The sequence below is a fragment of the Rhodococcus sp. Z13 genome, from assembly GCF_025837095.1.
Classification (GTDB): Bacteria; Actinomycetota; Actinomycetes; order Mycobacteriales; family Mycobacteriaceae; genus Rhodococcus; species Rhodococcus sacchari.
The window spans coordinates 2036668-2050377 of record NZ_CP107551.1 but is presented as its reverse complement, the minus strand read 5'-3'; the positions used below and the strand labels follow the sequence as shown (position 1 = coordinate 2050377).

The window sequence follows — 13710 nt, the reverse complement described above, 5'->3', positions numbered from 1 at the left end:
GTCAGTCCACCAGCGACGCGACCTCGTGGTCGGTCAGGGTGGTCTGTGGGGTGCGGCCGGCACGGCGGGCGAGGTCGACGGCCCGGTACAGCGGCCGCTCCCCGAGTCCCGCCTCGCGCGCCTCCGCCCGCAACTGCTCGACCAGCACGGACGAGATCGCTGCGGCGGGGGCGATGTCGCTGGTGGCCAGCGCATCCGCGAGGCGCCGCAGGGACAGCACCTCGAGTTCGCGTCCTCCCCCGTTCGCGTAGAGCGCGAGGGGGATCGAGACGAGGCCGTGGGCACCGTCGTTGACCCGCAAGATCACCTGCGAGATGCCGCCGACCCGCACCAGCAGTTCGATCCCGGCCAGATGGGCGAGGTCGACGCTGCGTGCGCGGAACGGACCGGCGAGGGTGACCACGGTGCCGTCGAGGGTCAGGTGGCGCCGGGTCGCGACCGTGGCCCCGATCGCCGGGGGCAGGGCCAACACGGCACCGACGAGCACCGCCACCCAGACCGGAGCCACCAGCCAGACGAGCACTCCGATCACGACCCCGACCGCGAGCGCGATCAGTGCGACCCGCCGTGCCCGGGGCCGGAGCAACTTCGCAGGGACGAGGTCGAGGGGGACGACGTCGCCGCCCCGGCCGTCAGACCCGGGCAACGACCTCACCCACACGGGCGACGACGTCCGTGAGCGCGACGTTCTGCTGTTCACCGTTGCGCAGGTCCTTCACGACGATCTCGCCGGCCTCGAGTTCGCGGTCGCCGAGGACCAGAGCGACGAGGGCACCGGACTTGTCGGCGGCCTTCATGGCGCCCTTGAGTCCGCGGCCGCCGTAGGCGAGGTCGACGCGGATCCCGGCGGCACGCAGCCGGTGCGCGAGCGGCACGAGCGCGGCCTTGGCGGCGTCGCCCATGGGGACGCCGTAGACCTCGCAGCGCGCCGGGTTGCCGGCCACCTTGCCCTCGGCGGCGAGCGCGAGGACCGTGCGGTCGACACCGATGCCGAACCCGATGCCCGACAGCGGTTGTCCGCCGAGCTGCTCCATCAGGCCGTCGTAGCGGCCGCCGCCACCGATGCCGGACTGGGCGCCGAGCCCGTCGTGCACGAACTCGAAGGTGGTCTTGGTGTAGTAGTCGAGACCGCGCACCATGCGGGGGTTGACGACGTACGGCACGCCGAGCGCGTCGAGGTGGGCGAGCACCTCGTCGAAGTGCGCGCGGGCACTGTCGGAGAGGTGGTCGAGCATGAGCGGGGCGTCCTCGGTCATCTTCCGGACCTCGGGGCGCTTGTCGTCGAGGACGCGCAGCGGGTTGATCTCGGCGCGGCGGCGGGTCTCCTCGTCGAGCGGCAGGTCGAACAGGAACTCCTGCAGCTTCTCGCGGTACTGCGGGCGGCAGGTGTTGTCGCCGAGCGAGGTGATCTCGAGCCGGAAACCGTCGAGGCCGAGCGAGCGGAAGCCGGCGTCGGCGACGGCGATGACCTCGGCGTCGAGAGCCGGATCGTCGATGCCGATGGCCTCGACACCGACCTGCTGGAGCTGCCGGTAGCGACCCGCCTGGGGGCGCTCGTAACGGAAGAACGGACCGGAATAGCAGAGCTTGACCGGGAGCTGACCGCGGTCGAGGCCGTGTTCGATGACGGCCCGCATCACACCCGCGGTGCCCTCGGGGCGCAGCGTGACGGACCGCTCGCCGCGGTCGGCGAAGGTGTACATCTCCTTCGTCACGACGTCGGTGGATTCGCCCACGCCCCGCGCGAACAGTCCGGTGTCCTCGAAGATGGGCAGTTCGATGTGCCCGTACCCCGCCAGGCGTGCCGCGCGGGTCAGGCCCTCGCGCACCGCCACGAACTCCGCGGACTGCGGGGGAACGTAATCGGGTACACCCTTCGGCGCCGAAAACGTGGAGGCCTTGCTCACTGGTGCTGCTTTCTCTCGGTGGTGTTCATCGGAGTCTTGCGGTTCTCGGGTCGGGCGGTCGGCCCCCGGCACGCGGTCGTCACCCGGGTGTCCGCCGGTGCTCAGCGGGAGCCGGCGAGACCGGCGAGGAACGGGTTCGACACGCGCTCCTGCCCGATCGTGCTGGCCCCACCGTGCCCGGGCAGGATGTTGGTGCCGTCGTCGAGGACGAGCAGTTTGCGCGCGATCGAGTCGAGCAGCTGGGCATGGTTCCCGCCGGGCAGGTCGGTCCGGCCGATGGACCCTTGGAAGAGGGTGTCGCCGGTGAGCGCGACCTCCAGTTCGGCGCCGTCCGGGGTGGTGGTGCGGGTGCGCAGCACGACCGATCCGCGGGTGTGCCCGGGGGTGTGGTCGACGACGAACTCGATTCCGGCGTGCTCGATCTCGTCCCCGTCACCGAACTCCACGACCTGCTGCGGTTCGACGAACTCGACTCCCTCGATGAACGGGGCGAGGGTCGGCCCGATGCCCTGGAGCGGATCGGAGAGCATCGGACGGTCGTCGGGGTGGATGTAGACCGGGATCCCGTAGCGGTCGGCGATCGGCTGCGCCGTCCACATGTGGTCGAGGTGACCGTGGGTGAGCAGCACCGCGCGGGGAGCGAGATCCGATCCGGTGAGGAACTCGATCAGCGGCTCGGCGGCGTCCTGGCCGGGATCGACGACGACGCACTCCTTCGCGTTGTCCTGCGCGAGGATGTAGCAGTTGGTCTGGAACATCCCGGCGGGGAATCCGGTCACGAGCACGTGCATCGCTCCTACGGGGTGTAAGCATTCGCGGTCTCCTACAGACTATGCGCTGCGCCCTGCCGGTTCGCCCCCAGGTTGGGGTGGCAGACTCGTGTCGGCTCCGATGCCGACCGGACCGACGATCGTTCACGGAAGGACTACTGCATGGCGAGCAACGCGCAACGGCGCCAGGCCGCGAAACGCAAACTCGAACGGCAGCTCGAGCGTCGTGCCGAACGCGAGCGCAAGCGGCGGCGCAACACGATCGCACTGTCCGCGCTCGGGGCGGTCGTGGTGATCGGTGCGGGCGTTGCCCTGTGGGCGGTGAACAGCGGAGACGACGACACCGCGACGGAGGCCTCCGATCTCGAGGTGTCCGAGACCGAGTTCGACTACGCGGCCCTGCCCGCAGGCCGGTCCGAGCCGCTGCCCGAGACGGTGAGCTGCTCCTATCCCGCCGACGGCCGCGAGCCGGCGAAACCGGCCCAGCCCCCGCGCACGGAGGGCATCGTCACCAGCGGTGAGAACAACACCGACATCAGCGTCAGCGTGCAGACCACGCAGGGCAACATCGGCCTGGTCCTGCACAACGACGACTCGCCGTGCACCGTCAACAGTTTCCTGTCGCTCGCCTCGCAGGGCTATTTCGACGACACGCCCTGCCACCGGCTGACGACCTCGCCGTCGCTGCAGGTGCTGCAGTGCGGTGATCCCTCCGGCACCGGCACGGGCGGCCCCGGCTACCAGTTCGCGAACGAGTTCCCCACCGACCAGTTCTCGGCGGACGATCCGGCCGCCCAGGAACCGATGACCTATCCGCGGGGCACCCTCGCGATGGCCAACGCCGGACCGGGCACCAACGGCAGCCAGTTCTTCCTGGTCTACGGCGATTCGGTGCTGCCGCCGCAGTACACGGTGTTCGGCACGGTCGACGAGACCGGCCTGGCGACGCTGGACGCGATCGCCGCCGCCGGGGTGGCGGGCGGAGCCGCCGACGGCGCCCCGGCCGCGGAGACCAAGCTCACCTCGGTCAGGATGGACTGATGACTCGACTGCGTACGACCCTCGCCGCGACCGCCGGTCTCGCGCTGCTGCTGACCGGGTGCTCCCACGACTCGACCACCGACACCGCGACATCGGCGTCGACGAGCACCCCGGCGGCGCAGTCGCCGGCGTACACCGGGCAGCTGCCCGACCGGCCGGCCGACGGCGACCCCGTCTCGTGCACCTACAACCCGTCCGGCGATGCCGCGCGGGACGTGACCGCTCCCCCCTCGGACGACGTGGCCGCGGCCGGGACCGTCGAGGTGACGGTCGCGACCGGTGTCGGCGAGATCGGTCTGACCCTCGACCGCGCCGCGGCGCCGTGCACGGTGAACAGCTTCGTCTCGCTCGCCGAGCAGGGCTACTTCGACGACACGCCCTGCCACCGGCTGGTGACCTCCCCCGGTCTGCAGGTGCTGCAGTGCGGCGATCCGACGGGCACCGGTACGGGCGGTCCGGGCTACGGATTCGACACCGAGTACCCGGAGAACGTGTACGCGCGCGGCGATGCGCAGCTGCGGCAGCCGGTGATCTACCCGCGCGGCACGGTCGCGATGGCGAACACCGGGCGCCCCGGCAGCAACGGCAGCCAGTTCTTCCTGGTCTACGAGGATTCGCAGTTGCCGCCGACCTACACGGTGTTCGGCACGGTCGACGAGGCCGGTCTCGCGGTGATCGAGGAGGTCGCCGCCGAGGGTGACGACGGATCGATGGCCGCCGGAGGCGGTGCCCCGAACCGTGCGGTGCAGATCGAGTCGGTGACCGTCGGGTCCTGATCCCGCTCGTCGCGGCGTCCCGCTCCGGGTTCCGGAGCGGGACGCCATTTTTCGTGTGCGGAGCACATCGAGGGTGATCCGCGGGGTGAATGTCGATCGAATCGCAATCGGATCTGTATACGATCGTGATCTCATGGGCTAGCGTCCCTGAATCGTGATCCATCCCACTTCACTGCGATGCGCATCGCTCCCCCGCGTCGTCGTAGCGCTGTGTCTCGCGGTAGCCGCGTTCGCCCTCGGGGGCTGCGCCCAGGATCCCGACCCGAAGTCCGCCACCGGCGCCTCCGTCGAAGAGGCGGCCCGCCCGCGGTCGGCCCCACCCAGCGATCTGTCGGTGTTCCGGGCCCTGCCCGAGGTTCCGCCCCCGCCGGCTCCCACCGTCTCCTGCGGGTACATCCCCGACGGAACCGCCGACGGGCCGCTCCCCCCGCCGAGCGCGTCTACGGTGGGCACCGTCGAGGTCGTCCTGGACACCTCGGTCGGGCCGGTGCCGCTGGTACTCGAACGCGCCCAGGCGCCCTGTGCCGTCAACAGTTTCGTCCATCTCGCCCGGCGTGGCTTCTACGACGGCGTCGCCTGCCACCGGCTCTCCACCGATCCGGGTGGCGAGTTGTACCAGTGCGGTGATCCGACCGGTACCGGTACGGGCGGACCGGGCTACACCTTCGCCGACGAGTACCCGGTGACACAGTTCGCCGCCGAGACCGCGCAGGGTTACGTCCCACCGGCGGTGACCTATCCGCGCGGCACGGTCGCGATGGCCAACGCCGGGGTGCGCGACAGCAACGGCAGTCAGTTCTTCCTGCTGCTCGGCGACTCTCTGCTGCGCCAGGACTTCACGGCGTTCGGCCGGATCACCGGGGACGGACTCCCCGTGCTCGAGGCGGCCGCGGCGGACGGGCACGACGACTCCAGCCCACTTGGCGGCGGAATCCCGAACACCCCGGTGGTGATCCAGGACGTGCGGTGACGCGCGTCAGGCGGCCGGACTCACCCGCCGTCGTCAGGCTGCCGAGGTGACCCGGTAGACGTCGTAGACACCCTCGACGTTGCGGACGACGTTGAGCACGTGACCGAGATGCTTGGGATCGCCCATCTCGAAGGTGAAGCGGCTCACCGCCACCCGGTCGCCGGTGGTGGTGACCGACGCCGACAGGATGTTGACCTTCTCGTCGGCGAGCGCCTTGGTCACGTCGGAGAGCAGGCGGTGCCGGTCGAGCGCCTCGATCTGGATGGCGACCAGGAACACCGACGACGGCGACGGCGCCCACTGCACCTCGATGATCCGCTCCGACTGCTGCCGCAGCGAGTCGGCGTTGGTGCAGTCGGTGCGGTGCACGCTCACCGCGCCCGTGCGGGTGACGAAGCCCATGATCTCGTCTCCGGGCACCGGGGTGCAGCACTTGGCGAGTTTCGACACCGTGCCCGGGGCCCCCGGCACGAGCACACCGGAGTCGCCGCTCTGCCGCGACCGGGTGGGGATCGTCGACGGGGTGGAACGTTCGGCGAGTTCCTCCTCGACCCCGCCGACACCGCCGAGCAGCGCGACGAGACGCTGCACGACGTGGTGGGCGGAGACGTGGTGCTCGCCGACCGCGGTGTACAGCGCCGACACGTCTGCGTAGCGCAGTTCCTTCGCCACCGCGAGCATGAGGTCGGCGTTCATCAAGCGCTGCAGCGGCAGGCCGACCCGGCGGACCTCCTTGGCGATCGCGTCCTTGCCGGACTCGAGCGCCTCCTCGCGGCGTTCCTTCGCGAACCACTGGCGGATCTTCGCCTTGGCGCGTGGGGAGACGACGAACGCCTGCCAGTCGCGGCTCGGCCCGGCGTTGGGGTCCTTGGACGTGAACACCTCCACGACCTCGCCGTTCTCGAGTTTGCGTTCGAGCGCGACGAGACGGCCGTTGACCCGGGCGCCGATGCAGCGGTGCCCGACCTCGGTGTGCACGGCGTACGCGAAGTCCACCGGTGTGGACCCGGACGGCAGGGTGACGACGTCGCCCTTGGGTGTGAAGACGAAGATCTCCTTGACCGCGAGGTCGTAGCGCAGCGACTCGAGGAACTCGCCGGGATCGGCGGCCTCCCGCTGCCAGTCGAGCAGCTGCCGCATCCACGCCATGTCGTCGAGTTCGGCGACGTCGCCGGAGTGCCGGCCCTTGGTCTCCTTGTACCGCCAGTGCGCGGCGATACCGAACTCGGCGGTGCGGTGCATCTCGTGGGTGCGGATCTGCACCTCGAGCGGCTTGCCCTCCGGCCCGATGACGGTGGTGTGCAGCGACTGGTAGACGCCGTAGCGGGGCTGGGCGATGTAGTCCTTGAACCGGCCCGCCATCGGCTGCCACAGCGAGTGCACCACGCCGACCGCGGCGTAGCAGTCGCGGATCTCGTTGCACAGGATCCGCACGCCGACCAGATCGTGGATGTCGTCGAAGTCGCGGCCCTTGACGATCATCTTCTGGTAGATCGACCAATAGTGCTTGGGCCGCCCTTCGACGACCGCGTCGATCCGCGAGGCGGAAAGGGTCCGGCCGATCTCGTCGCGCACCTTCGCCAGGTAGGTGTCGCGCGAGGGCGCGCGGGTGGCGACCAGACGGACGATCTCCTCGTACTTCTTCGGGTGCAGGATCGCGAAGGCGAGGTCCTCGAGCTCCCACTTGACGGTGGCCATGCCGAGGCGGTGCGCGAGCGGCGCGATGACCTCGAGGGTCTCGCGGGCCTTGCGCGCCTGCTTCTCGGGCGGCAGGAAGCGCATCGTGCGCATGTTGTGGAGCCGGTCGGCGACCTTGATGACGAGCACCCGCGGGTCGCGCGCCATCGCGATGATCATCTTGCGGATGGTCTCGCCCTCGGCGGCCGATCCGAGCACCACCTTGTCGAGCTTGGTGACGCCGTCGACGAGGTGGGCGACCTCCTCACCGAACTCGGCGGTGAGCTGGTCGAGGGAGTAGCCGGTGTCCTCGACGGTGTCGTGCAGCAGCGCCGCCACCAGCGTCGTGGTGTCCATGCCGAGCTCGGCGAGGATCGTCGCGACGGCCAGCGGGTGCGTGATGTACGGGTCGCCGGACTTGCGTTTCTGGTTCGCGTGCCGTTCCTCGGCGACGTCGTAGGCCCGTTGCAGCTGCGACAGGTCGGCCTTGGGATAGAGCTCGCGGTGGATGGTGACCAGCGGCTCGAGCACCGGCTTGAGATTGGTGCCGCGCTGACCGGTGATGCGGCGTGCCAGCCGGGCGCGGACACGACGCGACGCGGAGGTCGCCGCCGGCGTCGACGCGGGAGTCTGGCCGGAGTTGTGGGACCGATCGAGATTCTGGGTCATGCCTCCACCTCCCGTCGCGGCTGCGAACCCGGTTCGTCACCGTCACGCGCCACCGGACCGTACCGGCCCGGCGGATTCACCGGCACCTGCCGCAACTCTAGTCCTCAGATCCGCACGAGCGACGTCAGTGGGTAGTTCTGCAGCCGTGCGCGGCCGCCGAGTTCCTCGATCTCGGTCACCACGGTGATCCCGACGACCTCGGCGCCGACCCGTTCGAGCAGCTCCACGGTCGCCCCCAGCGTGCCGCCGGTGGCGAGGACGTCGTCCACCACCAGCACCTTCCGGTTCTGCAGGGACAGCGAGTCGCCGGGGATCTCGATGGCGGCGGTGCCGTATTCGAGGGTGTACTCGCAGGTCTGGACGGGCGGAGGCAGCTTGCCTGCCTTCCGCACCGCGAGCACCCCCACGCCGAGGCTGCGGGCGATGCCGCCGCCGAGCAGGAAGCCGCGCGCGTCGATGCCGGCGACGAGTTCGGCGTCGGGGGCCGCCGACGCGAGCGCGGAGATGACGGCGGAGAAGGACGGACCGTCCGCGAACACCGGGGTCAGGTCGGCGAAACGGACTCCGGCGGTCGGGAAGTCGTCCACCCAGCGGGTGTGTTCTGCGACGGCGAGGGCGGCTTCCTCGACGAGCTGGGTGGTACCGGTCCGTTCGATGTTCATCCTCTGAGTATCCACCGGTCCATGTTCCAGCCCGCACCCGCGGTGGTCGGATTCACGACCCCGGCGTGCAGGCCGGGGGCGAATCCGATGGTGCGCGGCTGCGCGAGCAACGGGATCGTCGGGACCTGGTCCCACAGGATCCGTTCCGCCTCCACGGCCTGCCCCGCGACGGAGGCGTTGTCCTTCGCCACGAGCAGGCCGTCGAGCAGTTCGTCGACGCGGCCGTCGGCGTAGCCGCCGACGTTGCTGCCGGTTCCGGAGTGCAGAGCGCCGCGGGCGTCCTCCATGTCGGCGGTGCCCCCGGCGCCCGCCGCGGTGGCGGTGCCGGCCAGGAGCGCGTCGACCTCACCGTCGGCGAGGCGGGACGGGGTGAACGTGTCGGAACCGGCGTCGACGACCTCGATGCCCGACTCGCGACAGGACTCGGCGATCAGCGCGACGATGCGGGAGCGCCGGTCGTCCGGCCCGAGATAACCGATGCGGACCTCCATGCGGTCCTGTCCGGACGCCTCCCGCTCGGACCGGGCCGCGTCGACGTCGGCGTGGGCGTACCGTTCGGCGGTCTCGGCCGTCTGCGGGTACAGCGGCGAGTCCGGCGGGAGCAGCCGTGAGGAGACGGGTCCGGTGACACCGCCGTCCTCACCGGCGGCGCCGAACTCGTCGAACAACCGGTCGCGGGGTACGCACAGCGCGAATGCGCGCCGCGCGGCCGGGTTCTCGAACACTCCGCGGGTCGACAGGACGAGTTGTTCGAGATTGCGCGAGACGACCGTCGTGTTCTCCGCGCCGTCCCCGAGATCCGGTGTGTAGCCGAGCGATCCCTCGGCGACGTCGACGACGTGGATGCGCCCGTCCCCGGACGCCGTGGCGGCCTCGGTGCCCCGGGGCCAGATCACGATGCGGTCGGTGGCCGGGGCGTTGCCCCACCAGCGTTCGTTCGCCACCAGGGTGAGCCCGTCCTCGGCGGTGTACGACTCGATCCGGTACGGGCCGGCCGAGGGGAACAAGGCGGCGTCGAACTCGCCGGGCGTGAGCGCCCAGCCGGTGTTCCAGAACTCGGCGATCCGGCGGACCGCGTCGGTGTCGTTGCCGGTGACGGCGCCGACGAGGTCGCCGACCCCGGCGCGGGCCGCCGCGATGTGCGCGGGCATCAGTTCGGTCGCGCCGAACAGTGTCTTCCAGTCGGTGTCGTCCCGGCCGGGCCGGAACACCACGGTGGCCTCCTTCGACCCCGCCTGGCAGTCGACCCGGTCGATGTCGGCGTAGCCGCCGCGCCGCGCCGCGTCGAACAGGTTCGTCTCGGTGCCCGACTCGTCGGGTTCGGTGAACCGGCCGCTCGACGCCGCCCAGGTGAGGACGAGGTCGTCGCACGACATGGGCACCCCGTCGGAGTACACCGCGTTCGGGGACAGCGTGTACTTCACGGTCAGGGTGTCGCCCGGCACGACCGCGGCCGTACCGACGTCGGTGTCGGAGACGACCTGCCCGGACGGCGCGACGTAGCCGAAGCCGGGCAGGACGCGCGCGAACACCTGGGGGGCACCCGAGGCCGCCCCGTCGACGGTGTTGGCGTTGTAGGTGGTCACCACGTTGTCGATCGCGTACCCGATCGAGTGCAGGGGTTCCTCCTCGCTGCCGCAGGCCGCCGTGGCCGCCGCCAGCGCGGCCGCCACGGCCGCGCACGCGACCACCCGTCGGCGCGACCGCCGGGGGGAGGTCGGGTCGTTCCGCTCGGTCACCGCCATGTCAGGACCTTCTCTTGCCGCGCTTTCCGGTCGGACGTGCGCCCGGGGCGGGGGTACGCCGCGCCGCGGGACGTTCTGCTGCAGGACGCGGGGCCTCCGTCACGTTCACGCGCACGGTCCGCGGGTCGGTGGCCTGGGGAGCGGCAGCTGCCGTGCCCGCGGACCCGGCCGGGGAGGTCGTGCCCGCTGCGCGGGTGGCGGCCTCCTCCCGCTTCGCCAGCACCTTGCGGGTGTGCTTGGCGACGGGTCCGCGCCATTCCTTGAGCGTAACCAGCAGGGGTGTCGCGAAGAAGATCGACGAGTAGGCGCCGACCACGATACCCACGAGCTGGACGAGGGCGAGGTCCTTGAGGGTGCCGACGCCGAGGAGCCAGACCGCTACGACCATCAGGGCGAGCACCGGCAGCACCGAGATGACCGTGGTGTTGATCGAGCGCATGAGGGTCTGGTTGACGGCGAGGTTGGCCTGCTCGGCGTAGGTGCGGCGGTGCAGGTGCAGGATGCCGCGGGTGTTCTCCTCGACCTTGTCGAACACGACGACCGTGTCGTAGAGCGAGAATCCGAGGATCGTGAGCAGGCCGATGACGGTCGCCGGGGTGACCTCGAAGCCGACCAGCGAGTACACGCCGGCGGTGACGATCATGTCGAAGAACAGGGCCGCGATCGCCGCGATCGCCATGTCGCGCTCGTAGCGGACGGCGATGTACACGCTGACGATCACGAGGAAGACCACCAGCGCGATCAGCGCTTTGTTGGTGATCTGGCTGCCCCACGTCTCGCTGACGTCCGCGATGCTGATGGCATTGCGCGACGGTTCGCCGTCGGCGCCGACGGGCTGGAACTCCTCGAACAACGCCGTCTGCACGGCTGCGACCTGGTCCTGGTCGAGGGTCACCGAGCGGATCTGCACGGTGGCGCCACTGCCGGCACCGACCGTCTGCACCGCTTCGGGTTCGAACCCGACGGTGTCGCTGAAGACGGTCTCGACCGCCTCGGCAGTGACCCCCTCGGTCGCGGGCAGCTGGATGCGGGTGCCGCCCTCGAAGTCGATGCCCCAGGTGAAGCCGCGCAGCAACATGCTGAGCAGCGCCACCACCACGATCACGGCGGTGGTGATGTACCACTGCTTGCGCCGGCCGACGATCTCGAACGCGCCGGTGCCGGTGTAGAGACCGGAGAGCTTGCCGTGCCGGGGAGCGGCCGGTGCCACCTGTGTCGTGTCGGTCATCGTCACGCCTCCTTCGCCGCGGCCACGGCAGCGCGGCGCCGCTCGTCCGCCACCTGCTGGATTGCGCCCAGGCCGTTGACGCTCGGCTTGGACCAGAACTTGGACCGCGACGCCAGGTGGACCAGCGGCGCGGTCACCAGGAAGACCACCACCACGTCGAGGATCGTGGTCAGGCCGAGGGTGAACGCGAACCCGCGGACCTGCCCGACGGCCAGGATGTAGAGCACCGCGGCGGCGATGAAGCTCACCGCGTTACCGGACAGGATGGTGCGGCGGGCCCGCGCCCAGCCGCGCGGGACGGCCGAGCGGAAGCTGCGGCCCTCGCGGATCTCGTCCTTGATGCGTTCGAAGAACACGACGAACGAGTCGGCGGTCATGCCGATGCCGATGATCAGACCGGCGACGCCGGCGAGGTCGAGGGTGAAGCCGATGTACCGGCCGAGCAGCACCATCACCGCGTACACCGCCAGACCCGACATCACGAGCGACAACGCGGTGAGCAGGCCGAGCATGCGGTAGTAGGCGAGGCAGAAGATCAGCACGAGTACCAGGCCCACCGCGCCGGCGATCAGGCCGGCCTCGAGCGAGGCGAGGCCGAGGGTCGCCGAGACGGTCTCGGCCTCGGAGGCGACGAAGGACAGCGGCAGCGACCCGTACTTGAGAGTGTTCGCCAGCTCCGCGGCCTGGGTGTTCGTGAACTGGCCGGAGATCGAGGTGGCGCTGCCGGCGGGGGTCGCGCCCTGGATGACCGGGGCGCTGACGACCTTCGAGTCGAGCACGAAGGCGGCCTGCTGGCCGATGTTGGCGGCGGTGAACTGCGCCCAGGTGGTGCTGCCCTCGCTGTCGAAGGTCAGGCTGACCTCGTAGCGGGACTGCTGGGTGTTGAAGCCGGAGGTGGCGTCGTCGATCTGCTGGCCGTCGATGATGCTCGGGCCGAGCAGGTAGATGGCGGTGCCGTCGGTCGAGCAGGCGACGAGCGGCAGGCTCGGATCGTCGTTGCCGGCCAGCGGGTCGGGAGCCGAGCAGTCCAGGGCGAGCGCAGCGGCCTGCTGCACGGCCGGATCCTCACTCTGGCGGGTCTCCTTGGCGGCGGCTATGTCGGCGGCCGCCTGTTCCTGCGGGGTCAGCGAACCCCCGTCCTCGGCACCGTCCTCGGCAGGTTCCGACTCGCCCTCGGCGGGAGCGGCCTCGGTGGGCTCGGCCGGGGTGCCGGTCGGTTCCGTCGGGTCCTGTGCCGGGAAGGGTCGTCCCTGCGGTGCGGGTGCGGGCTCCCCTTCAGGCGCGGGAGCGGGCTCCCCTTCAGGCGCGGGAGCGGGCTCCCCTTCAGGCGCGGGAGCGGGCTCGGTGGGCACTCCCTCCTCGAGGGGCACCTCCTCCTGCAGCGACTGCTCGAGGTCCTCGGCGGTGAGCGACGCGTCGATCGGGCCGCCGATCACCGGGCGGATGTACAGGCGCGCGGTCTGTCCGAGGGTCTTGGCCTGGGCGCTGTCGTCGCCGGGCACCGTGATGACCAGGTTGTCGCCGTCGATGATCACCTCGGAACCCGAGACACCGAGCCCGTTGACGCGGGTCTCGATGATCTGCTGGGCCTGGCGGAGGCTGTCCTGACTCGGGCTGCTCCCGTCGGGGGTGCGCGCGGTGAGTGTGACGCGGGTGCCACCCTGCAGGTCGATGCCGAGCTTCGGGGTGGGCGACTTGTCCCCGGTGAAGAAGACCAGCGCATACAACGCGACGAGAATCACCCCGAACAGGGCGAGTGAGCGCGCGGGATGCACCGATCCGTTGGAAGGTGCCACGGTCTGTCAGTCTCCTCGATGCGAGTGAGTGGTGGGTGGTTGCAGCCGCGCGGCACACGGCCCCGGCACCGAAGGAGTCCCGGTCGCGGCCGTGCGGCGCCGAACCGGTCGTCAGTACTCGGTGGGGCGACCCTCCGGCGGCGTGTCGTCGTCGTCCTTGCCGAGGGAGATCGAGCCCGGATCGTTCGGGGTCTGCGGCTCGACGCGCTCGCGGATCACCAGGCGCGACCAGGTGGTCACGACCCCCGGGGCGATCTCGAGGTCGACGGTGTCGTCGCCGAGCGCGGCCACGGTGGCGTGCAGGCCCGCGGTGGTCATCACACGATCACCGATGCGCAGGGAGTCCTGGAGTGCCGCCACCTTCTGCATCTCCTTCTTCTGACGCCGCACGCCGAGGAAGGTCGGGACGAGCAGGGCAAGGATCAGGAGGGGGAAGAGCAGTTCCATCGTTGAAGTCAGTCCTCGGTCG

12 protein-coding genes are annotated in these 13710 nt (G+C 70.6%); 3 read left to right on the top strand and 9 right to left on the bottom strand.

Annotated elements, in window-relative coordinates:
* Position 1: 1 nt before the first annotated feature.
* The 3 genes from OED52_RS09415 to OED52_RS09405 all read right to left on the bottom strand — a co-directional run bounded on the left by OED52_RS09415 (position 2) and on the right by OED52_RS09405 (position 2692).
* A complete protein-coding gene (locus OED52_RS09415; protein ID WP_264154362.1) occupies positions 2-646 on the bottom strand; it encodes a hypothetical protein in 645 nt (214 codons plus the stop codon).
* On the bottom strand, positions 633-1907 hold the full coding sequence (gene hisS / locus OED52_RS09410; protein WP_264154361.1) for a histidine--tRNA ligase: 1275 nt from the start codon (positions 1905-1907) through the stop codon (positions 633-635). The genes OED52_RS09415 and hisS overlap by 14 nt, the downstream gene beginning before the upstream one ends.
* Before the next feature lie 101 nt (positions 1908-2008).
* Positions 2009-2692: an MBL fold metallo-hydrolase gene (locus OED52_RS09405; protein ID WP_264154360.1), complete on the bottom strand. Its 684-nt coding sequence runs from the start codon at positions 2690-2692 to the stop codon at positions 2009-2011.
* A 147-nt stretch (positions 2693-2839) separates the two neighbouring features.
* On the opposite strand from OED52_RS09405, the gene OED52_RS09400 reads away from it, so the two are divergent.
* From OED52_RS09400 to OED52_RS09390, 3 genes are all read left to right on the top strand, one after another.
* Entirely contained in the window at positions 2840-3718 is an 879-nt protein-coding gene (locus OED52_RS09400; RefSeq protein WP_264154359.1) for a peptidylprolyl isomerase, read from the top strand.
* The gene (locus tag OED52_RS09395) at positions 3718-4494 is read left to right on the top strand and encodes a peptidylprolyl isomerase (protein WP_264154358.1); all 777 of its coding nucleotides are present in this window, start codon (positions 3718-3720) and stop codon (positions 4492-4494) included. The genes OED52_RS09400 and OED52_RS09395 overlap by 1 nt, the downstream gene beginning before the upstream one ends.
* Positions 4495-4648: 154 nt before the next feature.
* A complete protein-coding gene (locus OED52_RS09390) occupies positions 4649-5464 on the top strand; it encodes a peptidylprolyl isomerase (protein ID WP_264154357.1) in 816 nt (271 codons plus the stop codon).
* Positions 5465-5497: 33 nt separating this feature from the next.
* Here the strand turns inward: OED52_RS09390 and OED52_RS09385 are convergent, their stop codons facing one another.
* The 6 genes from OED52_RS09385 to yajC form a co-directional block, all read right to left on the bottom strand.
* Positions 5498-7810 (bottom strand): RelA/SpoT family protein, encoded by a 2313-nt coding sequence (locus OED52_RS09385; protein WP_264154356.1) that lies wholly within the window; start codon positions 7808-7810, stop codon positions 5498-5500.
* A gap of 104 nt (positions 7811-7914) precedes the next feature.
* Positions 7915-8472 carry an adenine phosphoribosyltransferase gene (locus OED52_RS09380; RefSeq protein ID WP_264154355.1) on the bottom strand — a complete coding sequence of 186 codons (558 nt, stop codon included), beginning with the start codon at positions 8470-8472 and terminating at the stop codon, positions 7915-7917.
* Positions 8469-10217 carry an ABC transporter substrate-binding protein gene (locus OED52_RS09375; protein WP_264154354.1) on the bottom strand — a complete coding sequence of 583 codons (1749 nt, stop codon included), beginning with the start codon at positions 10215-10217 and terminating at the stop codon, positions 8469-8471. The genes OED52_RS09380 and OED52_RS09375 overlap by 4 nt, the downstream gene beginning before the upstream one ends.
* A gap of 1 nt (position 10218) precedes the next feature.
* On the bottom strand, positions 10219-11445 hold the full coding sequence (secF, locus tag OED52_RS09370) for a protein translocase subunit SecF (protein ID WP_264154353.1): 1227 nt from the start codon (positions 11443-11445) through the stop codon (positions 10219-10221).
* Between the two features lie 2 nt (positions 11446-11447).
* Positions 11448-13241, bottom strand: a complete 1794-nt coding sequence (gene secD / locus OED52_RS09365; protein ID WP_264154352.1) for a protein translocase subunit SecD — start codon at positions 13239-13241, stop codon at positions 11448-11450.
* A 111-nt stretch (positions 13242-13352) separates the two neighbouring features.
* The gene (gene yajC, locus OED52_RS09360) at positions 13353-13688 is read right to left on the bottom strand and encodes a preprotein translocase subunit YajC (RefSeq protein ID WP_264154351.1); all 336 of its coding nucleotides are present in this window, start codon (positions 13686-13688) and stop codon (positions 13353-13355) included.
* Positions 13689-13710 lie beyond the last annotated feature (22 nt).

What these genes read in the sequence shown, in the direction of transcription:
- OED52_RS09400 (WP_264154359.1), top strand. Translation starts at nt 2,840, where the DNA reads ATGGCGAGCAACGCGCAACGGCGCCAGGCCGCGAAACGCAAACTCGAA.
- OED52_RS09395 (WP_264154358.1), top strand. Translation starts at nt 3,718, where the DNA reads ATGACTCGACTGCGTACGACCCTCGCCGCGACCGCCGGTCTCGCGCTG.
- OED52_RS09385 (WP_264154356.1), bottom strand. Translation starts at nt 7,810, where the DNA reads ATGACCCAGAATCTCGATCGGTCCCACAACTCCGGCCAGACTCCCGCG.
- OED52_RS09380 (WP_264154355.1), bottom strand. Translation starts at nt 8,472, where the DNA reads ATGAACATCGAACGGACCGGTACCACCCAGCTCGTCGAGGAAGCCGCC.
- OED52_RS09375 (WP_264154354.1), bottom strand. Translation starts at nt 10,217, where the DNA reads ATGGCGGTGACCGAGCGGAACGACCCGACCTCCCCCCGGCGGTCGCGC.
- secF (WP_264154353.1), bottom strand. Translation starts at nt 11,445, where the DNA reads ATGACCGACACGACACAGGTGGCACCGGCCGCTCCCCGGCACGGCAAG.
- yajC (WP_264154351.1), bottom strand. Translation starts at nt 13,688, where the DNA reads ATGGAACTGCTCTTCCCCCTCCTGATCCTTGCCCTGCTCGTCCCGACC.